This is a genomic window from Serratia sp. TSA_105.2 (assembly GCF_052692115.1).
Map to the genome: position 1 here is coordinate 442,275 of NZ_JBQZFT010000001.1, position 19,551 is coordinate 461,825.

19 protein-coding genes are annotated in these 19,551 nt (G+C 59.9%); 3 read left to right on the forward strand and 16 right to left on the reverse strand.

Translation table 11 applies throughout. The features are described from left to right. Positions 1-49 precede the first annotated feature (49 nt). On the reverse strand, positions 50-772 hold the full coding sequence (gene folM / locus ACUTSC_RS01935) for a dihydromonapterin reductase (protein ID WP_197767311.1): 723 nt from the start codon (positions 770-772) through the stop codon (positions 50-52). A gap of 184 nt (positions 773-956) precedes the next feature. Here folM and ACUTSC_RS01940 point away from each other — a divergent pair, with 184 nt between their 5' ends. Further along, the gene (locus ACUTSC_RS01940) at positions 957-1,367 is read left to right on the forward strand and encodes a hypothetical protein (RefSeq protein WP_033634653.1); all 411 of its coding nucleotides are present in this window, start codon (positions 957-959) and stop codon (positions 1,365-1,367) included. Positions 1,368-1,466: 99 nt separating this feature from the next. Here the strand turns inward: ACUTSC_RS01940 and ACUTSC_RS01945 are convergent, their stop codons facing one another. The 4 genes from ACUTSC_RS01945 to ydgH all read right to left on the reverse strand — a co-directional run bounded on the left by ACUTSC_RS01945 (position 1,467) and on the right by ydgH (position 5,186). Continuing rightward, on the reverse strand, positions 1,467-1,862 hold the full coding sequence (locus tag ACUTSC_RS01945) for a pyridoxamine 5'-phosphate oxidase family protein (RefSeq protein WP_038880295.1): 396 nt from the start codon (positions 1,860-1,862) through the stop codon (positions 1,467-1,469). A 33-nt stretch (positions 1,863-1,895) separates the two neighbouring features. Then, positions 1,896-2,381, reverse strand: coding sequence for a hypothetical protein (locus ACUTSC_RS01950; protein WP_130017398.1), 486 nt, complete (start codon positions 2,379-2,381; stop codon positions 1,896-1,898). Positions 2,382-2,599: 218 nt separating this feature from the next. Then, positions 2,600-3,991 carry an amino acid permease gene (locus ACUTSC_RS01955; RefSeq protein WP_063989989.1) on the reverse strand — a complete coding sequence of 464 codons (1,392 nt, stop codon included), beginning with the start codon at positions 3,989-3,991 and terminating at the stop codon, positions 2,600-2,602. 244 nt (positions 3,992-4,235) lie between these two features. After that, positions 4,236-5,186, reverse strand: a complete 951-nt coding sequence (ydgH, locus tag ACUTSC_RS01960; RefSeq protein WP_025302966.1) for a DUF1471 family protein YdgH — start codon at positions 5,184-5,186, stop codon at positions 4,236-4,238. 537 nt (positions 5,187-5,723) lie between these two features. Between ydgH and pntA the strand changes: the two genes are divergently transcribed. Both pntA and pntB read left to right on the forward strand, forming a co-directional pair. After that, positions 5,724-7,253 (forward strand): Re/Si-specific NAD(P)(+) transhydrogenase subunit alpha, encoded by a 1,530-nt coding sequence (gene pntA / locus ACUTSC_RS01965; protein WP_004938288.1) that lies wholly within the window; start codon positions 5,724-5,726, stop codon positions 7,251-7,253. A gap of 10 nt (positions 7,254-7,263) precedes the next feature. Next, positions 7,264-8,658, forward strand: a complete 1,395-nt coding sequence (pntB, locus tag ACUTSC_RS01970) for a Re/Si-specific NAD(P)(+) transhydrogenase subunit beta (RefSeq protein WP_197767309.1) — start codon at positions 7,264-7,266, stop codon at positions 8,656-8,658. Between the two features lie 53 nt (positions 8,659-8,711). On the opposite strand, the gene uspE is transcribed toward pntB, so the two are convergent. From uspE to ACUTSC_RS02025, 11 genes are all read right to left on the reverse strand, one after another. Next, positions 8,712-9,674 carry a universal stress protein UspE gene (gene uspE, locus ACUTSC_RS01975; RefSeq protein WP_063989987.1) on the reverse strand — a complete coding sequence of 321 codons (963 nt, stop codon included), beginning with the start codon at positions 9,672-9,674 and terminating at the stop codon, positions 8,712-8,714. A gap of 125 nt (positions 9,675-9,799) precedes the next feature. After that, positions 9,800-10,564: an FNR family transcription factor gene (locus tag ACUTSC_RS01980; protein ID WP_004938278.1), complete on the reverse strand. Its 765-nt coding sequence runs from the start codon at positions 10,562-10,564 to the stop codon at positions 9,800-9,802. Between the two features lie 281 nt (positions 10,565-10,845). Further along, a complete protein-coding gene (gene ogt, locus ACUTSC_RS01985) occupies positions 10,846-11,370 on the reverse strand; it encodes a methylated-DNA--[protein]-cysteine S-methyltransferase (RefSeq protein ID WP_063989986.1) in 525 nt (174 codons plus the stop codon). Positions 11,371-11,589: 219 nt separating this feature from the next. Beyond that, a complete protein-coding gene (locus ACUTSC_RS01990; RefSeq protein WP_197767308.1) occupies positions 11,590-11,901 on the reverse strand; it encodes a hypothetical protein in 312 nt (103 codons plus the stop codon). A gap of 307 nt (positions 11,902-12,208) precedes the next feature. After that, positions 12,209-13,063 (reverse strand): tagatose bisphosphate family class II aldolase, encoded by an 855-nt coding sequence (locus ACUTSC_RS01995; protein ID WP_063989984.1) that lies wholly within the window; start codon positions 13,061-13,063, stop codon positions 12,209-12,211. 9 nt (positions 13,064-13,072) lie between these two features. Beyond that, positions 13,073-14,239, reverse strand: a complete 1,167-nt coding sequence (locus ACUTSC_RS02000; protein WP_197767307.1) for an SIS domain-containing protein — start codon at positions 14,237-14,239, stop codon at positions 13,073-13,075. A 25-nt stretch (positions 14,240-14,264) separates the two neighbouring features. Next, positions 14,265-15,035 carry a transcriptional repressor AgaR gene (gene agaR / locus ACUTSC_RS02005; RefSeq protein WP_197767306.1) on the reverse strand — a complete coding sequence of 257 codons (771 nt, stop codon included), beginning with the start codon at positions 15,033-15,035 and terminating at the stop codon, positions 14,265-14,267. A 332-nt stretch (positions 15,036-15,367) separates the two neighbouring features. Continuing rightward, the gene (locus tag ACUTSC_RS02010; protein WP_197767418.1) at positions 15,368-16,273 is read right to left on the reverse strand and encodes an ROK family protein; all 906 of its coding nucleotides are present in this window, start codon (positions 16,271-16,273) and stop codon (positions 15,368-15,370) included. Positions 16,274-16,290: 17 nt separating this feature from the next. Continuing rightward, positions 16,291-17,574, reverse strand: a complete 1,284-nt coding sequence (locus ACUTSC_RS02015; RefSeq protein WP_443002462.1) for a Gfo/Idh/MocA family protein — start codon at positions 17,572-17,574, stop codon at positions 16,291-16,293. A 19-nt stretch (positions 17,575-17,593) separates the two neighbouring features. Beyond that, a complete protein-coding gene (locus tag ACUTSC_RS02020) occupies positions 17,594-18,706 on the reverse strand; it encodes an ABC transporter ATP-binding protein (protein ID WP_060439858.1) in 1,113 nt (370 codons plus the stop codon). 21 nt (positions 18,707-18,727) lie between these two features. Continuing rightward, on the reverse strand, positions 18,728-19,546 hold the full coding sequence (locus ACUTSC_RS02025; protein ID WP_004938251.1) for a carbohydrate ABC transporter permease: 819 nt from the start codon (positions 19,544-19,546) through the stop codon (positions 18,728-18,730). Positions 19,547-19,551: the final 5 nt, after the last annotated feature.

Sequence of the window (19,551 nt, forward strand, 5' to 3'; positions counted from 1 at the left end):
GATTTCAGCATAGCGCGGCCCGAAGGGATGCGCCATGCGGATCTTTGCTTCAGCGCAGCGGCCGCCCGCCGTCGACGCCGTGGGTGCGGCCGGTCACGTAGCGGCTCTCCAGCAGGTAGTTCACCAGATTCACCACTTCGCTCTCGCCCGGCGCGACCTTCATCAGCGACTTCGCCAGCGCCTGCTGGCGATAGGCTTCATCGTCGCCCGCATTGAAGATGATCAGCGCCGGCGCGATGGCGTTGACCTTGACCTCCGGCGCCAGCTTGCGGGCGAAAGAGCGGGTCATATTGTCCAGCGCGGCCTTGCTGGCGGCGTAGGCGATGTGTTTGTCGCTGCCTTTTTCCACCACGTAGTCGGTGAGATGGATAATGTCGGCGCCGGCCTGGCCCTGGCCGGTCAGGCAGGATTCGAGCAGTTGATTGAGCAAATAGGGCGTGTAGACGTGAATTTGCAGCATCGCCGCCATCACCTGCTCCGGTGGCACCTCCGGCGACTCGGCCTGCCAGGCGCTGGCGTTATGGATCATCGCGCGCAGTTTGGGGGCCACCTGCCGCACCTGGTCGGCGAAACGGTAGATACCTTCGTGCGTGGAAAAGTCGCCCTGAATGCAGCAGGCGCCCAGGGCCTTCAACTCGGCCATCGCCGGATATTCGCTGCGATAGGCGATGATGACGGGAACGCCGCGCTGGAGAAACGCTCTGGCGAGCGCCAGCCCGATGCGCCGCGCGCCGCCGGTAATCAGCACCGGGGCAGAGTTGGGGTGTTCCATTGATTAAAGCTCCTGGACAGACTGGCAAACAATAGGGGAATTATGCCATCATACGGCGGAAAGTCGTTAAAGCTTCGCATGATTATCCATTTCTGGATGTAAGATCCCCAATGCATTTCAGGTTGCCGTCCGGCGGCGGCTTGAAAGACCACGGGTTAACACTGGCCATGAGAGGAATAAGGGGATGAACAGCAATCACCTTGCATCCATCGCGCGCAGTGAGAAAATCTGTTTCGACTACATGGATTTTCTGTCCGCATCGTGCAGGAAGCACTGGCGCTTTGTTGATGCTATTTATGGTGTGATGCCGATCTTCGGCATGGTGTTGAAATCGCGCGTGACCACGTCACAAACGCGCAAAGAGCAGTTGAAAGAGCTGGCGCTGCAGGTAGTGTCGACGCAGGTCAGCGATGAAACCAATATCGTGCGCCTGATTGACCTGGCGCAGCAGCAGGGCCTGACGGTGTTTGATATTCAGCTGCCCTATGCGCTGGAAGCGCAACAGCTGGCGGCCATTCAGAAAGAGTGCGCGGAAGGCATCGCGATTGCCCTGGTGGGGGAGCGTATGACCGTCACCATTCCCTCTAAAAGCTGACCGGGAATCAACCCGGCCGCCCGTTCATGGTTAGGCAATTGACCTCGCGCGATAGCCTAACCATGAACGTGATATTCCGCGCCGCGTAGCGCTCGGCCTCTAAAGCCGGGTCCCGGCATTGGGGCCGGAGCGCAGGGTATAAATACTGTCTATATGAATCAGCACCGCGTATTTCGGCGGCTTCATTCCATTTTTTTCTGCAAATGCCAGCGCATCGTCAAACGGCTTGCCCGCCAGGAACAATTCCGGGGTGCCGACGAAGCGGTAACCGTCCAGCGCCTCGCGGTCGATGACCACGACGGCCATTTTCGATCCTTCTCTGATATTTTGCAGCGTCTGGCCACCGGTATTTTCGTTGTAAATCAGCGTACGGTCATCATAGAGGCGCAGAGAACGCTTGGGGCCGATATCGGGCACGCCGCTCGGGCTGCTGGTTGCCTGCACAGGCAGCTGTTTGGCCAGCATTTTCTTCATGTCGTCATTCAATTCATTCATTGGCAGGTTACCCCTCAGGTCGTGGTGTCGTTGTTAATGCACGGTGGCGGAATGGTTTGCCGCGGGTGCGCAGACGCTGGTTTCCGGCAGCCGGTGCTCGCGCAGCACCTGCAGCGTCTCTATTCGGAAACGCAGCAGGTGCCGTTCGGCGACCTGCTGCATCTGTTCGCACAGCGAGGTATCGTCCATCACCTGCTCGATGGCGAGCCGGGCCTGATGCACGTGCGGCTCAACGCCGCGCAGGGGCTTTTGCCGCAGGCGCAGATGGGTCATGTTGTTGAACGTGACGATCAGCGCGGCAAGGGCAGACTCGAAAATATTCAGCGCTTCAAATCTGGCGGCATAGTCCGCATTCAGCCAGGGTTTCTCGGCGAGGATCGCCTGAGCAACATCCAGCGCCTGCTGATAGTGCGTCATTGCCAGGCGATCGCGCCGCTGATTGAATTCCGTGTTGCCCTCGGCGATCAGCGCTTCCCAGGCGGCAAACAAGGGTAATGCGTGCAGCAGTTTCTCAGCCATGAAATGCCTTCCATTTTCAGCCAGTTTTCATCCGCCGCCTGACGCTTTTCGCCAGGGGCACTCGCGTCTTACCGCTAATACTTAAATGATAATGATAATTAATTGCATTTAAGATCGCAAGCGTGGCAATTGACCGGTCAACAGCGGGGAGAGAGGTAAAAAAGAGGAAAGCAGGGAAGCGAAATACGGCTGACGGGCAGCCGCATTGGCAGGCGATGTTAGTGCAGCATAAACCAGCCGGCAGGCAGCGTGGCCACCAGCAGCAAGAAGATACTGCTCTTTTCCAGGCGGTTGAGCAGGTTGATATCCCGATGGCCGCGGCGGGCATACATGAACACCAACAGCCCTGGCGCATACAGCAGCACTGACATCAGCAGGTGCATCAGCCCGGACGCGTACAGCAGCCACAAACCATAGACGCAGGCGCCGGTCGCGGCGAAGATCAGGCGCTTGTCGCGGCGGCGGTAAGCCACCTTGAACAGAAACGCGCCAACCAGGAAGTAAGGCACCAGGATCATTTCTGAAGCGATGGTCAACAGCGAGTTGTAGTTGCTGCCGGTCAGCCAGATCAGCACCAGCGCCAGCTGCACCGCGATGTTGGTCAGCCACAGCGAAGAGGACGGGGCGTGATGGCGGTTCTGCTTGCCGAACACGCGCGGAAACGCGCCGTGCTGCGCGGCCAGCAGCGGCACTTCCGCCGCCATGATGGTCCAGCTCAGGTAGGCGCCGCACACGGAAATGATCAGGCCGGCGGCGATGATCACGTCTCCCCACGGGCCGATCAGTTCCACCATCAGCACCGCCATCGACGGGTTGCGCATGTCGGCCAGTTCGCTGCGCGGCACTACGCCCAGCGACAGCAGCGTGACCATCAGATACACCGCCAGCGCCGACAGCACCGCCAGCATGGTGGCGCGGCCTACGTCTTTCTTATTGCGGGCGCGGGCGGAAACCACCACGGCGCCTTCCACGCCGATAAACACCCACAGGGTGATCAGCATGGTGTCCTTGACCTGTTCCCACACCGGCTTGCCGAGGGCGATGCCTTTGAAATCCAGCGTGAACACGTCCATTTTAAAGGCGATCGCCGCCAGAACGGCGAACATTCCCAATGGCAGCAGCTTGGCGAGGGTGGCCGCCAGATTGATGCTGGCGGCAGTTTGCACGCCGCGCAGCACCAGCGCATGCACGATCCACAACAGGGCGGATTCGGCGATCAGCGCCTGCCAGGTATTGCCGTCACCGAGAATAACGTTGCCGCCGCGATCGGTGAAAATACTCAGCGCCGCGAACACGATCACCAGATACGAGACGTTGGCGATCACGGCGCACAGCCAGTAACCCCAGGCGGAGCAGAAGCCCATCAGCTCGCCGAACCCTTCTTTGGCGTAGGTGAAGATGCCGCCGTCCAGATCCGGACGCAAACGCGTAAGCAACAGCATGGCGAACGCCAAAAACAGAATGCCGACGCCGGTGATCCCCCAACCCAGCAGCAGCGCGGCGGGGCTGGCGACCTGCGCCATGTTTTGCGGCAGACTGAACACGCCGGCGCCCAGCATTGAACTGAGCACCAAAGCGGTTAGCGCGGTAAGACCGAGTTTTTTTTCCAATGACGGATCCTGAACGCAGAATAAACAACTGGAAGGGAACTGCTTGGCGGCAACAATGTATTAACAACCACTGCGCGAATAGACAATAGCCCTAAAAATTGGCGCAAATTCTACGGAGGGATGCTTAGAGATGCAATGATTGAATATGCGGAATTTACAAAAAACTATTCAACGACTGGTGAAAAGGATGGCAATAAAAACGGGCAGCTCAAGGGCTGCCCGATGGTAAACCGAAAAGCGGGTTTTATTTGAACAGATCGGCGCTGACGGTCAGGTTGCCGCCGCTCTTGTTCTGCCACTGGCGAGTGACGTGATAGTATTTGGCGCCTTTCTCGGCCGCGCGTTTCGCCACTTCGGTGGACACGTCGGTCATGCTGTTGAAGTGGCCGGTGAAGGTGACGGAATCGAACGGCACCATCTGCGCGGCAGTCACGTTGTTCACTTCCTGGATTTTGGTGCCGTTAGGCAGCGTGACGGTATAGCGCTGGCCGGTAGAGGACTGGGTTTCGAAGAAACGGCCCACTTCGCGGCTTGGCGAACCGGAAGACGCAACGCCAGGAATTTCGACTTTCGCTGCAGCGGCGCCGCCGGCGGCCAGTGCGGCGCGGCCGGCGTCAGAATCGGCTGGAATGGCATCCGGGCTCTGCACGCGGCGTTTTGGCGCATCGGCCTTATAGATGTAGGCGGTGACGAACTGGTTGCCGCCGGAGTTGGCGTCAACCTGGCGCACGATGAAGAACGAGGCAGCGCCTTTTTTCTGCGCTTCTTTGGAGATGGCGTCGTTGATGTCCGGCTGGCTGCGGTAGAAACCGCTGACGCTCACGGTATCGTAAGGCTCCAGCAGGTAGGCTTCCTCTTTAGGCAGTTCGTTCACGCCGTTAAATACGCGGTATTTTGGTGTTTTGCTCACTTCTGGCGCATCTTTATGATAAAGGTCTGCGGTGACGCGCCAGTTGCCGCCGTTGTTGCTGTTGTTGCTGTCCTGGATATAGAAGGAATCGGCACCCAGTTTGTCTGCACGGCGGGATACGGCGTCGACGGCTTCATTGATGGCATTGAAGCGGCCGGTAATCGTGATGCGATCAAACGGCTTCAGCGCCGCTGCTTTCTCAGGAGTTAACTCTTGCGCCGCATGAGCAGACAGCGCAGTGAGTGATAACAAGGCTGACGCGATGATCGTGGTCTTCAGCTTCATAAAAAATCCTTTCGCCTAGCGCATTAACGTTTATAACGTACTGAACTGTTTAAGTGTAATTCAGCCGTCGATTATTACATGTAATTCTGAAAACTGTCTCAGCATTTTATGTTATCCCGTGCGACAAATCGCCGACGGTGACGCGGGTCGCACGGATGGCGCCATCCTCATAAGTTTCCATAATAAAGGCTCTGGTGTCATTAATGTTAATTATTCACAAAATGATAACTTTTATGCTTCTTCGCCGCGCGTGGCCATAAATCGTTACGCCGGGCGTAAACCTCTTGTCACGCAGAATGTGCTGTTCTGTATGGTTTTTTTCACGGTAAATTGCGATTTGTCATATCACGCGCGGCATTTTTATGTAAAAACAGAGCTGAATGCGTAAGCAATTATGGATCATCGACCTTATTTTCAGTAGGTTATAGTTGGCGTCTGAAATCAGTGCGGGCAAGTTAACGCCTCGCTCGCCGGTGGCGTCATGCTATGGGCAGGAAAATAATAAACATCATCCAAGACAGGTGAGAAGGGAACATTATGCGTATTGGTGTACCAAGAGAGCGGTTGGCCAATGAAGCCCGGGTTGCAGCCACGCCGAAAACGGTGGAACAACTGCTGAAGCTGGGTTTTACCGTCGCGATTGAACGCGGGGCGGGCAAACTGGCCAGTTTTGAGGACGTCGCCTACGAAGCCGCAGGCGCGGCGTTGGTCGACGAAAGCGAAGTGTGGCAGTCGGATCTGATCCTGAAAGTCAACGCGCCGCAAGACGACGAGATCGCCTTGATGCGCGAAGGCAGCACGCTGGTCAGCTTTATCTGGCCGGCGCAAAACCCCGAATTGATGGCCAAGCTGGCGGCGCGCAACGTCACCGCGCTGGCGATGGACTCGGTGCCGCGCATCTCGCGGGCCCAGTCGATGGATGCGTTGAGCTCGATGGCCAACATCGCCGGCTACCGCGCGATCGTTGAAGCGGCGCATGAGTTCGGCCGCTTCTTCACCGGCCAGATCACTGCCGCCGGCAAAGTGCCGCCGGCCAAGGTGATGATCATCGGGGCCGGCGTGGCCGGCCTGGCGGCGATCGGCGCGGCGGGCAGCCTCGGTGCCATCGTGCGCGCCTTCGACACCCGCCCCGAAGTGAAAGAGCAGGTGCAGAGCATGGGCGCGGAATTCCTCGAGCTGGATTTTGAAGAGGAAGCGGGCAGCGGCGACGGTTATGCCAAAGTGATGTCCGAAGCCTTTATCAAGGCCGAGATGGCGCTGTTCGCCGCGCAGGCGGCGGAGGTTGATATCATCGTCACTACCGCGCTGATCCCGGGTAAACCGGCGCCGAAGCTGATCACCAAAGAGATGGTGGCGTCGATGAAACCGGGCAGCGTGATCGTCGATCTGGCGGCGCAAACCGGCGGCAACTGCGAACTGACGGTGGCCGACACCATTACCGTGACCGACAACGGCGTGAAAATCATCGGCTATACCGACCTGCCGAGCCGCTTGCCGACCCAATCTTCGCAGCTTTACGGCACCAACCTGGTCAACCTGCTGAAGCTGCTGTCGAAAGAGAAAAACGGCGAGATCGACATTGATTTCGACGATACGGTGATCCGCGGCGTTACCGTGGTGCGCAGCGGTGAAATCACCTGGCCGGCGCCGCCGATCCAGGTTTCCGCCCAGCCGAAAGCGGCGCCCGCCGCCGCACCGGCCGCCAAACCCGAAGCCAAACCGACCTCGCCGTGGCTGAAATACGGCCTGATGGCCCTGGCGATCCTGCTGTTCGGCTGGCTGGCGGATGCGGCGCCGAAAGAGTTCCTGTCGCACTTTACCGTGTTCGCGCTGGCCTGCGTGGTCGGTTACTACGTGGTCTGGAACGTCAGCCATGCGCTGCATACCCCGTTGATGTCGGTCACCAACGCGATCTCAGGGATTATCGTGGTCGGCGCGCTGTTGCAGATCGGCCATGGCGGCTGGGTGAGTTTCCTCTCCTTTATCGCCGTGCTGATCGCCAGCATCAATATTTTCGGCGGGTTCACCGTCACTCAGCGCATGCTGAAGATGTTCCGCAAGAACTAAGGGGTAGCAAATGTCTGGAGGATTGGTTACAGCTGCATACATTGTTGCCGCTATTTTGTTTATTTTCAGCCTGGCGGGCCTGTCGCGCCATGAAACGTCGAAGCAGGGCAACCTGTTCGGCGTCGCCGGTATGGCTATCGCACTGATCGCCACCATTCTTGGGCCGGATTCCGGCAACGTCGGCTGGATAATCATCGCCATGATCATCGGCGGCTCGATCGGCGTCTATCTGGCCAAGAAGGTCGAGATGACCGAAATGCCGGAGTTGGTGGCGGTGCTGCATAGCTTCGTTGGTCTGGCCGCGGTGCTGGTCGGCTTCAACAGCTACCTGGATCACGGCGCGCCGATGGAGCCGGTGATGGCGAATATCCATCTGACCGAAGTGTTCCTCGGCATCTTTATCGGCGCCGTGACCTTCACCGGTTCGATCGTCGCCTTCGGCAAGCTGCGCGGCATCATCTCTTCCAAGCCGCTGATGCTGCCGAACCGCCACAAGCTGAATCTGGCGGCGCTGATGATCTCGTTCCTGCTGCTGGTGGCATTCGTGCGTACCGACAGCGTGGGCTGGCAGGTGGTGACGCTGTTGCTGATGACGGCGATCGCACTGGCGTTCGGCTGGCATCTGGTGGCCTCGATCGGCGGCGCGGACATGCCGGTGGTGGTGTCGATGCTCAACTCTTACTCGGGGTGGGCGGCGGCCGCGGCGGGCTTCATGCTGAGCAACGATCTGCTGATCGTCACCGGGGCGCTGGTGGGCTCTTCGGGTGCGATCCTGTCTTACATCATGTGCAAGGCGATGAACCGCTCGTTTATCAGCGTGATCGCCGGCGGTTTCGGCAGTGACGGTTCGTCCACCGGCGATGCCGAAGAGATGGGCGAATACCGTGAAACCACGGCGGAAGAGGTGGCCGAGCAGCTGAAGAACTCCACCTCGGTGATCATCACCCCGGGTTACGGCATGGCGGTGGCGCAGGCACAGTATCCGGTGGCGGAAATCACCGAGAAACTGCGGGCGCGCGGCGTGAAGGTGCGCTTCGGCATTCACCCGGTCGCGGGGCGTTTGCCGGGCCACATGAACGTGCTGCTGGCGGAGGCGAAGGTGCCGTACGACGTGGTGCTGGAGATGGATGAAATCAACGAAGATTTCCCAGATACCGACACCGTGCTGGTGATTGGCGCCAACGACACGGTGAACCCGGCGGCGCTGGAAGATCCGCGCAGCCCGATCGCCGGCATGCCGGTATTGGAAGTGTGGAAGGCGCAGAACGTGATCGCGTTTAAACGCTCGATGAACACCGGCTACGCCGGCGTGCAGAACCCGCTGTTCTTCAAGGAGAACACCCAGATGCTGTTCGGCGACGCCAAAGACAGCGTGGAAGCGATTCTGCGGGCGCTACAGCAGTAATTGGGCAACCAAAAAAACGGGCCGCTTAGCGGCCCGTTTTTTATGCGCGAGGGTTAATCTTCGTCGTCGTGTTCATCGTCTTCATCCGCCTCGATCGGGCAGTTGAAGTTCTCCGGCTTAATCACCAGCAGATCGCATTTCAGATGGTCGATCACATGTTCCGCGGTGTTGCCGATAAAGGCCGCCGAAATGCCCGTGCGGCCCAGCGTGCCCAGAACCACCACGCCGGCCTGCAGATGTTCGGCCAGATCGGGGATCACCTCTTCCGGCAGGCCTTTTTCCACGTGGGTGAACTCTTCCTTAATGCAGAATTTCTGCCGCAGCGCCTTCATGGCGATCAGATGCTGGCCGCGGATGGCGTCGTTGTAGACGCTCGGATCGAAATCGGGCAGCTCGATGGCGATGTTGATCGGGGTAACGGGATAGGCGCCAACCAGGTGAACCTCGGTCTGGTTGACGTTTTCCGCCAGTTCGACGGTTTCTTGCACCAGTTTGATATTGAGCGGGTCGTGATAGGGTTCTTCACTGGCCAGATTGACCGCCACCAGCGCTTTGCCGCCTTCCGGCCAGGGCTGGTCTTTTACCATCCACACCGGGCAAGGGCATTTGCGCAGCAGGTGCCAGTCGGTGGGGGTGAAGATCACCGATTCCAGCCGGTCGTGCTGGTGCGCCATTTTCAGCAGCAGGTCATGCTGGCCGGAAAGCACTTCCTGAATGATGGCTTCGAAGGGGCGGTTATGCCAGACCACTTTGATTTCGATAGGCACGCCGTCGTTGAGATAGAAGCGGCACTGCTCGTTGATCCAGGCGGCGCGTTGGCTGATCACACCTTGCCGCATCGCCGTTCTTTCGTCCGGGGAGAGCAGGGTCGTCATTTCGTAAGAGAAGTCATAAATGGGCAGGAAGGCTTTGATGCGCCCGCCGTTCCGTTTCACCAGGTACACGGCGCGGCGCAATGCCGGCTGATCGTCCTGATTGGGGTCAATAGCCACCAGAAGATTCTGATACTTCGCCATAGGGCCTCCTTACAGCTGAAATCAACAGTCTGTTAATTTACAGAGTAACCCAACATTGAAAAACAGAACAACAACAGAAGCGTGCCGGATCAACAATTTCGGTGAAATGTTGATCCGGCGGGGGATCAGGCGTTGACGGTCACGTTGATGCGTGGCGTACCGGCCAGCACCGACAGGGCGTCGGCGTTTTCGATGGTGATGTATTTGCCTTTCACGCTGAGGATTTCGCTTTTCTGGAAGCGGCCCAGCAGGCGGCTGATGGTTTCCACCGTCAGGCCGAGGTAGTTGCCGATGTCGCCGCGAGTCATGGTCAACCGGAACTCGCGCGGCGAGAAGCCACGCTCCGCGAAGCGGCGCGACAGGTTGTAAACGAACGCCGCCAGGCGCTCTTCGGCGTTTTTCTTCGACAGCAGCAGGATCATGTCCTGGTCGCCTTTGATCTCGCCGCTCATCAGCCGCATGATCTGCTGACGCAGATTAGGCATTTTGCCGGACAGATCGTCGAGGGTTTCGAATGGGATCTCGCACACCATCGAGGTTTCCAGCGCCTGGGCGAAGCTCGGGTGCTTCAGGCCGCCGATGGCGTCGAAGCCCACCAGATCGCCCGCCAGGTGGAAGCCGGTGATCTGCTCGTCGCCTTGCTCGGTGATGGTGTAGCTTTTGATGGTCCCGGAACGGATCGCGTACAGCGACTTCAGCTCGTCTCCTGCCTTGAACAGGGTCTGGCCTTTCTGGATGGGCTTTTTCCTCTCGATAATGTTGTCGAGCTGGTCCAGCTCGTGGGCATTAAGGGTGAAAGGAATGCACAGCTGGCTGATGCTGCAGTCCTGGCAATGGATCGCACAACCACCAGACTGGATACGACGAATCACGCGTTTTTCCGGGATCATAGATTACGCTCATTCAATAATTGATATGAGTCAATTTTAACATCTTTTGCTGCAGCTGATAAGGGTGGCATTAGCATGAATAGGGGTATTGTGTGCGAATTTTGCGCACACATGCCGCAGATTATTCTGTATCGGACTGAAGTTATGAGTATTATTTGTGACTTATGCGTTTTATTCACACAGGTTATTGATAGTGCCAAAGCGGGCACGAGCGCGGCGTAGAGCAACGTGCTTTATTAAGCAGCGCCAAACAATGGCGCTGGATGAGCTCATCGCCGCGGCTACAGCAAACTTTTCGGCAGGTAACCTTCGTGCTGCAGCAGCCACTGTTTGCGCTGCACGCCGCCGGCATAGCCGGTCAGCGCGCCCTGCGAACCGATCACCCGATGGCAGGGCACCACGATGCTGATCGGATTTGAACCGTTGGCCATGCCGACTGCGCGCGAGGCGGTCGGACGACCGATGCGTTGCGCCAGTTGGCCGTAGGTCAGGATCTCGCCGCACGGGATTTGGCGCAGCTGTTGCCACACGGTGCGTTGGAACTCGGTGCCGGCGGTCATCACCGGCAACCGATCGATAATGCCCAGCTCACCGGCGAAATAGCGTTGCATCGCGTCGGTCAGCCCGCTGGGATCGCGCTGCTCGCGCAGGGTGAAGCGATCGGCGCGGTAGTGGGTATTCAGCAGCTTCATCAGGCGCGCTTCGTGATCGGTCCAGTCAATCGCCCGCAGGCGCCCCTGTTCATCGGCAATCAGCACCAGTTCTCCCACCGGCGTGGCGGTACGATCAATCAAAAAAGTCTGCATCTGGATCACTCCTCGGTTTGGTGTGGCGATTATCGCATGAAAGCGGGGGAAGCGATGGCGGATTTCGGACATGCTGATGGGCAACCGCAGGGTTGCCCAAATAGCCGGCTCAGGGTAAGCCGGGGAGTCATCGCACGTTAAATTTATAAAATAAATTTATAAGTTATCAAGGCAAGCTGTGTCTTGTTTATTATTTCACCAGACATTAACGCGTTGGCGTTACTTATAGCTGATGGTCACGCGTTTTAAATGGGGATCGTTATTTACTATTTCGCTGGTGACGGCAGAGACTAATTCTTTTGGCATTTCTTTTAACGAAGAGGAAATATAGCCGTTCTGATATTCCGTCACTTTACCGAAGCAGTTGGAGATAAGCTGTTCATCCTGATGTGTGATGGTGCAGGTCGGGGTGGTAATGGCGCCGGTGAAGCGCACGACGCCGGAGGTGACCTGGCTGCCGGAAAGCGGTTTTGCTTGCAGAGCGAAGGGCAGAATGACCAATGCGCTTAATACAGCTAAGTAATGGTTCATATGCTGTTCCTCTTAAAGTGAAAAATACTGCCAATTAAAAAACAAGCACGCTTGTTTTCATCAAATAAGCTATTTCGCCTGGCGAAATAAAAACGAATGGGCAAAATTCCTACTGCCTGCATCCAATGAATTTGATAATAGGGAGGTAGGGTGAGCAAAACCATGATTTGGATCATAGTGAAGACTGGTTAATGGTTTCCGGCACGGGCAGGGTAAAAGGCTGTGATCGCTCTCTCAGGAAAGCGGGGAATGGCGGGATGTTTTCGCCCCCGTGGTGCGGCCGCAGAAACCGGGGGCGAGAGCGGGCTTACAGCATGCCGCTGCTGCCGCAGATGCGGATCTTTTCCGCCACCACTTCTTTCATCGCCAGCTTGCCGGGGACGATGTATTTGCGCGGGTCGTTGGCATCCGGGTGCTGTGAAAAGTAGCTTTTCACCGCATCGGCGAAGGCGATTTTCAATTCGGTGGCGACGTTGACCTTGCAGACGCCGAGCGAGATCGCGCGCTTGACCATCGCTTCCGGAATGCCGGAGGCACCGTGCAGCACCAGGGGCACGTCCACCTGTTCGCGGATCAGCGCCAGGCGCTCGAAGTCCAGCTTCGGCTCGCCGTGATACAGGCCGTGGGCGGAACCGATCGCCACCGCCAGCGAATCGATGCCGGTGGCGGCGACGAACTCGCGTGCCGCCACCGGGTCGGTATAGAAGCTGTCCGCCGTATCGACGATCAGGTCGTCTTCCTGCCCGCCCAGGCGGCCCAGTTCTGCCTCCACGCTGGCGCCATAGCGGTGGCACAGGGCCACTGCGGCGGCCACCTTGGCGATATTCTGCTCGAACGGCAGATGGGAACCGTCGATCATCACCGAGCGGATGCCGCTTTTCACCTTGTGCTCGATGTCGTCCAGCGCTTCGTGATGATCCAGATGCAGCGCCAGCGGCAGATCGTAGCGGTGCGCGGCCGATTGGCAAATGCCGATCAGGTAGTCGGTTCCGGCGTAGCTGAAGGTGCCGGGCGTGCCGGCCATGATCACCGGTGAGCGCAGCTCGGCGGCGGTTTCCGCTACCACCTGCACGGTTTCCAGATTGTGAACGTTAAACGCCGGGACGGCGTAACCCTGGCGTTGCGCCTTGAGCAGCATTTCTCGGTTGGCTATCAGATACATGGGACCTCCTTACAGCTCTGGGGAAGGAAAACGGTAAATCGTCACGCCTTTCACCACCCGGTTGACCTCGCCGGTCGGGCAAGGGTTGTCCGGGGTCAACCCCAGCGCCAGCGAACTCTCGAAGGCCAGCATCTGGGTGAACAGCAGGTACGGGAACAGCAGCCAGATATCGTCAGCCGCGTCGTGCATATACAGCAGGGCATCGGACAGGGGTTGGCGTTCGCCGGTCAAACCGACCAACTGCATCGCCAGCCCGTCGCGCTGCAGTTCGTTCCACAGATCGCGGTCATACTGGCGGGCGTAGTCGCCGTGGGAGAACATCACCACCACCAATGTTTGACCGTCGACCATAAATTTCGGGCCGTGGCGCAGGCCGAGCGGCGAGTCGTAGCGCGTAACGATGCGCCCGGCGGTCAGCTCCAGCATCTTGAGCGAGGCTTCTTCCGCCAGGCCGGTAAAGCAGCTGCCGCCGAGGGTGATATAACGGCGGAAACCGCTGGCGGCCAGCGCCTTTACCTGTGGCTGCAGCGTTTCGCGCAGTGCGCGGCAGCGCTGCACCATGGCGTTCATCGGCGCCTGGGCGGCCTCGAGCGAAAGCGGGCCGAGCAGCAGCGCGGCGCTCAGCATCATGCAGCTGAAGCTGGAGGTCATGGCGAAGCTCTGATCGTTGGAGCCTTGCGGCATCACCAGCGAACAGACGTTGTCGCGCCGATGCGCATACTGCGCCAGCTTGCTGTCCGGGTTGCAGACCAGCATCAGGTGGTAGCTTTCCGGCTGCAGTTGGTCGGCCAGCTCCACCGTCGCCACGCTCTCCGGGCTGTTGCCCGAGCGGGCGAAGGAGACCAGCAGCGTCGGCCGCTCAGGATCGAGATACTGCCGCGGGTTGGCGACGATATCGGTGGTGCCGTAGGCTGCCACGTCGCGGCCGGTTCGTTCGCGCAGCCAGGGCGCCAGGGCGCGACCGGCGAACGCCGAGCTGCCGGCGCCGCACAGCACGATTTGCAGCCGAGGATTGGCCAACAGCGGCGCCAGGAACGGCTGCCACTGCGCCTGTTGCTCCTGCAGTTGCCGGTGCAGCGCCGCCCACAGATCCGGCTGCTGCCAAATCTCTGCGGCGGTGTGCCAGGCATTGCGCTGCTTCAGCCAATCCGCCTCGTAAGAGAAATACGCGTTCATGATGACAACTCCTTAAAAGCCTCGGTTAACGGTCGGCGATAATCACGTCGATCCCTAAATGGTGCAGCGCCTGCAGATAGCGTTCCGGAATGCGGCTGTCGGTGACCAGGCGGTGGATCTGGCCGATTTCGCGGATCATGCAAAAGCTGGTGCGGCCGAATTTGCTGGCGTCGGCGATGGCGATCACTTCGCGCGCCACCTCGCACATCACGCGGTTCAGCTGCGCTTCGCCCGGATCCGGCGTGGTGATGCCGCCCGCCAGATCGAAACCGTCGACGCCGAGAAACAGTTTGTCGAACCGGTACTGGCGCAGTTGCTGTTCGGCGGCGGGGCCGTACAGCGACCAGGCCTTGCGGCGCACGCTGCCGCCGACCACCATCAGATCGATCTGCTCGTTGTTGGCCAGTTCGAAGGCGATGTTCAGCGCGTTGGTCATCACCACCAGATCCTTTTTGCCCGCCAGCTGCGGCGCCATCTGGCTGGTGGTGGAGCCGGAGTCGAGGATGACGGCGTCGCCGTCTTCAATCAGCGCCGCCGCCGCGCAGGCGATGGCGTGTTTTACGTCGCGGTTGATGCGGCCCTTGTCCTGCAGCGGGCGATCGAAGGCGAACTGTTTGTTCAACATGGCGCCGCCGTAAGCGCGCACCGCGCAGCCGTGCTTTTCCAACTGGCGCAGATCGCTGCGGATGGTGACGCTGGACACCGAAAACTGCTGGCTGAGCTGTTCCACGCGCACCGAGCCTTCGCGGCACAGCTGGTCGATAATTAATTCCCGGCGTTTTGCGGTATTGATCATTAACGCAGACTCCTGATTTACCTGTAGCCGTGCCCGACCGCGGCTTAATAAGCCGCAGCGATACCGACCGGAGCGCTTTCAGTTGTTCGTGGCCAATTACAGCAAACGAAACACTGAAATGCAATCGATTAATTTTAAAATATCTATATCTATCAGTTGGTTATATTTAATTTTGCTTTCGATTGAGCGGCAACCGAAAGCAGTATTAACACAAAGTGAAAACGGCAAATTCGTTATTTTTCAGTCGACAATTCTCGCGATGGCTTTATTCGGCCCTGCGGCGGCGAAAGCCGCAGCGATCATTCGACAGCCGCCGGGCTTTCACTGTTTTTTTATGCCGCCGCCTGTAATAGCGCCGCGCCACGCACGCCGCTGCTGTCACCGTGCACCGGCGGGAATACCGCTGCCGGTTCCACGCCCGGCAGCAGCCAGCGCCGCATCGCCGCTGGCAGCAGCCGATACAGCTCGCCGACGTTCGACAACCCACCGCCCAGCACGAAGGCATCGACGTCCAGCAGCAGCTGCAAACCGGCCAGCGCGCTGGCCAGAATGTCGACGTAGACGGTTATCAGCCACTGTGCGAGTGCATTCCCCGCGCGGTAGCTGGCGACCAGCGCCGGCACGTCGGCGGCCGGATGGGCAAAGTGGCGGCTCAGCGCCAGCAGCCCGCTGCCGGAGACGTAGCGTTCAAAGCAGCCGGTCAGCCCGCAGTTGCAGCCGAACAGCGGCAGATCGTAACGCTGCGCCAACTGGGCGGAGATCGGCATATGGCCCCATTCGCCCGCCAGCCCGTTGCGCCCCTTGTGCAATTGCCGGTTCACCACCAGGCCACCGCCGGCACCGGTGCCGATGATGGCGCCAAACACCAGCGGCAGATGGGCGGTTTGCGGCGTGCTGGCTTCCGACAGCGCGAAACAGCGGCAGTCGTTCTCGATGGCGATCGGCCGCGCCAGCGCCTGCGTCAAATCATCCGCCAGGCATTGCCCGGTCAGGCAGGGCACGTTGACCGCCAACTGGCGGCGGCTGACGGGATCGGTGATCCCCGGCAGGCCGATGCCGATGCTGCCGCGCGTATGCAGCTCGCGGTCCGCCTGCTCGACCAGCCTGGCGATGCAGGCCACGAACTCGCCATAATCGCCGGTTGGGGTGCGCACGCGCTGAAGCAGCACCTGATTGAGCCGGCGATCGTAAGCGGCCATTTCGATCTTGGTGCCGCCGATGTCGAAGCCGTAACGCATCTCTCTCGTGCTCATGGTCAGGCTCCGTTCAGGGCGATCACCGCCGCTTCGCGGCGCGCGCGTTCGGCGGCGAACACCATCAGGTGGCTCTCCAGCGCTTCCGCCGGGCCGGCCAACACCTGACTCGGATCGTTGGTACGAATGGCCGCGATAAAGTGCTGCATCAGGTAGTAGTCACCGCCGCCGTGGCCGGCCATGGCGTGCAGATCCTGGCCGACGTCGGTGTCGTAATGCGTTTCGCCGTCGTCGAGGAACGAGGTGATGCGGATATGGCGGCCGTCGCCCTCCAGGCAGCCGCGGCTGCCGAAGATGCGGGTGTGGCGATCTTCGTGGCGGGTAAAGGCCGTCATGGTGAACGACGCGGTGCGGCCGCCGGCGAACTGCATGTTGACCACCTGATGATCGACCACGTTATTGTCGCAGCGGTAAACGCAGCGGCCGTAGGGCCCGTCGCGCAGCGCCGCCCGCAGCGTCGTCTGGTCGGGTTCTGGCGTCAATACGCGCAGAAAGCCGGGCGTGGCCTTGTGGTCGTCGCCCAGATAGATGCGTTTGGCGGAATAGGGGCAGGACGCCTCCACTGCGCAATCCAGGCAGTTGTCCGCCGCGCCGGCCGGTTGGTTTTCCCGGCGGAAGTGGCGCAGGTTGCCGAAGGAGCTGACCTGTTCGCAGGGCTGCTCCATCACGTAGCGGATCCAATCGATGTCGTGGCAGGATTTCTGCAACAGCATAAACGCGGCCTGCCGATCGTTGCGCCAGTTGCCGCGCACGAAGGAGTGCGCCTGATGCCAGTAGCCGACCGGCTCCAGGTGTTGCAGGCTGACGATGTCGCCGATCGCGCCGTCGCGCAGCAGCTGCTTGAGCTTTTGGGTATAGCGGGTGTAGCGCAGCACGTGGCCGACCGAGAAGATCAGCTTTTGGCGCACCACCTCGGCGACGATGGCGCGGCACTCGTCGGCGTCCGGCGACAGCGGCTTTTCCAGCAGCATGGCGTAGCCCTGGCGGGCGAAGGCCAGCGCCGGTTCCAGGTGCATCTGATCCTGAGTGCAGATCAGCACCGCGTCGGCCAGCTTGCCGGCATTGGCGGCCTGGCGCCAGTCGGTGAAGACGTTTTCCGGCGCGATGGCGTGCTGTGCCACGAACTGTTCGCGGTAGGCGTCGCGCGGTTCCGCCACCGCCACCACCTGCATCAAATCGGGGTGCGCCAGCGCATAGCGCGAGTAGATTTCACCGCGCGCGCCGGCGCCGACCACCAGTACCTGGACCGGGCGCTGGGCAACGTTGTTGGGTTGTGTTGACGACATTGCTGATACTCCGCTGTTGTTATTTGAGGTTTTGGCCGCTGAGCTCGTCGAACAAATGTGCGCGCGTCAGATCGAATGCCAGATGAACGCTTTCGCCGAGGCGCGGCTCCCAGTCCGGCAGCGACGCCATGCGCAGCACGAAGCGCAGGTCGGCCAGCTCGCAGTGCAGCAGCTCTTCGTTGCCCATGCGCTCGATGGTGACGATCTGCGCCGGGAAGCAGTTGGCGCTGCCGGGCGCGCACAGCCGCAGGGACTCCGGCCGGATACCGAGGCACACCCGCGCATGCGGATAGTCCGCCAACTGCCGTTGCAGCGCCGGCGGCAGCTCGAGCGGGTGCTGCAGGCCGATGCGCAGCCGCACCGTTTGGCCGTCGCGCACGATCGCCAGATCGTGCAGGTTCATCGACGGGCTGCCGATAAACTCGGCGACGAAACGGTTGGCGGGGTGGTGGTACAGGTTGATCGGTTTATCCACCTGCATGATGGCGCCGCGGTTCATCACGCAAATGCGATCGCCCATGGTCATCGCTTCGACCTGATCGTGGGTGACGTACACCATGGTGGCGGCGGCACCTTCCTGCTTCAGCTGATTGTGCAGTTCGATCAGCTGCACGCGCATCGACACCCGTAGCTTGGCGTCGAGGTTGGACAGCGGCTCATCGAACAGGAACACTTTGGGCTTGCGCACGATGGCGCGGCCGACCGCCACCCGCTGGCACTGGCCGCCCGAGAGCTGGCCTGGCTTGCGCTGCAGCAGGTTGGTGATCTCCAGCTTTTCCGCCGCGTCGCGCACCCGGCGGTCGATCTCGGCCTTGCTCTCTTTGCCGATCAGGCCGAACGCCATGTTCTTGTACACCGTCATGTGCGGGTACAGCGCATAGTTCTGGAACACCATGGCGACGCCGCGATCCTTCGGCATGCTGTCGTTGACGCAGCGATCGTGGATCAGGATCTGCCCCTCGCTGACGCTCTCCAGCCCGGCGATCATCCGCAGCAGGGTGGATTTGGCGCAGCCGGACGGGCCGACGAACACCATAAATTCCCCGTCCTCAATGTCCAGATTGACGCCGTGCAGCGCGTGGAAACCGTTGGGGTAGACTTTTTTAACGCTGTTTAACTGAATTCCGGCCATGTCATTTACCTTGTCTGCGCGTTAGCCTTTCACCCCGGCGCTGGCGATGCCCTGGATGAAATAGCGTTGGAAAATAATGAACAGCATCAGCATCGGGATCACCGCCATCAGCGCCCCGGCCATCAGCAACGGGTATTCCACCCCGGCGCGGCTGGAGAGCGAGGCGAGACCAACCGGCAGCGTCAGCTTCTCGGTGGTGGTATTGACGATCAGCGGCCACATCAGGTTGTTCCAGCTCCACAGGCCGTTAATGATGACGCAGGCGATAATGCCCGGCCGGATCAGCGGCAGCATGATGCGCCAGAAGATGGCGAAGTAGCTGTAGCCGTCGATCAAGGCCGCTTCTTCCATCTCCTTCGGCACCGCCAGAAAGAACTGCCGCAGCAGGAAGGTGGCGTAGACGCTGAAAATGCCCGGCAGCACCAGCCCGGTGATGCTGTTGACCAGCCCCAGCTTCTGTACCACCAGAAATTGTGGGATCAGAAACGCCTGGCCGGGCACCATCAGGATCGACACGCACACCAGGAACACCGCGTCGCGGCCGCGAAAATGCAGGCGCGAGAAGCCATAGGCGGCCAGGGTGGCGATCGCCATCTGCAGGGTGACGGTGAAGAAGGTCGCCAGCAGCGAGTTGAGATAAAAACCGGCGAACGGGATTTCGTGCATCACCCGGCCGTAGGCCTGCAGGCTGGGGTGCGCCGGCAGCAGCGTCAGCGGGATCTGGATGCTCTCGGCCTGGGTTTTCAACGAGGTCACCAGCATCCAGATAAAGGGCACGACCGAGGCCAGCGCCGCCAGCCCCATAAACAGGTACACCAGCGTTTTCTTGCTTGCGTTCATGTGCA

Coding starts and splice junctions, on each gene's coding strand:
- folM (WP_197767311.1), bottom strand. CDS start 772: ATGGAACACCCCAACTCTGCCCCGGTGCTGATTACCGGCGGCGCGCGG.
- ACUTSC_RS01940 (WP_033634653.1), top strand. CDS start 957: ATGAACAGCAATCACCTTGCATCCATCGCGCGCAGTGAGAAAATCTGT.
- ACUTSC_RS01945 (WP_038880295.1), bottom strand. CDS start 1,862: ATGAATGAATTGAATGACGACATGAAGAAAATGCTGGCCAAACAGCTG.
- ACUTSC_RS01950 (WP_130017398.1), bottom strand. CDS start 2,381: ATGGCTGAGAAACTGCTGCACGCATTACCCTTGTTTGCCGCCTGGGAA.
- ydgH (WP_025302966.1), bottom strand. CDS start 5,186: ATGAAGCTGAAGACCACGATCATCGCGTCAGCCTTGTTATCACTCACT.
- pntA (WP_004938288.1), top strand. CDS start 5,724: ATGCGTATTGGTGTACCAAGAGAGCGGTTGGCCAATGAAGCCCGGGTT.
- pntB (WP_197767309.1), top strand. CDS start 7,264: ATGTCTGGAGGATTGGTTACAGCTGCATACATTGTTGCCGCTATTTTG.
- uspE (WP_063989987.1), bottom strand. CDS start 9,674: ATGGCGAAGTATCAGAATCTTCTGGTGGCTATTGACCCCAATCAGGAC.
- ACUTSC_RS01980 (WP_004938278.1), bottom strand. CDS start 10,564: ATGATCCCGGAAAAACGCGTGATTCGTCGTATCCAGTCTGGTGGTTGT.
- ogt (WP_063989986.1), bottom strand. CDS start 11,370: ATGCAGACTTTTTTGATTGATCGTACCGCCACGCCGGTGGGAGAACTG.
- ACUTSC_RS01990 (WP_197767308.1), bottom strand. CDS start 11,901: ATGAACCATTACTTAGCTGTATTAAGCGCATTGGTCATTCTGCCCTTC.
- ACUTSC_RS01995 (WP_063989984.1), bottom strand. CDS start 13,063: ATGTATCTGATAGCCAACCGAGAAATGCTGCTCAAGGCGCAACGCCAG.
- ACUTSC_RS02000 (WP_197767307.1), bottom strand. CDS start 14,239: ATGAACGCGTATTTCTCTTACGAGGCGGATTGGCTGAAGCAGCGCAAT.
- agaR (WP_197767306.1), bottom strand. CDS start 15,035: ATGATCAATACCGCAAAACGCCGGGAATTAATTATCGACCAGCTGTGC.
- ACUTSC_RS02010 (WP_197767418.1), bottom strand. CDS start 16,273: ATGCGTTACGGCTTCGACATCGGCGGCACCAAGATCGAAATGGCCGCT.
- ACUTSC_RS02015 (WP_443002462.1), bottom strand. CDS start 17,574: ATGTCGTCAACACAACCCAACAACGTTGCCCAGCGCCCGGTCCAGGTA.
- ACUTSC_RS02020 (WP_060439858.1), bottom strand. CDS start 18,706: ATGGCCGGAATTCAGTTAAACAGCGTTAAAAAAGTCTACCCCAACGGT.
- ACUTSC_RS02025 (WP_004938251.1), bottom strand. CDS start 19,546: ATGAACGCAAGCAAGAAAACGCTGGTGTACCTGTTTATGGGGCTGGCG.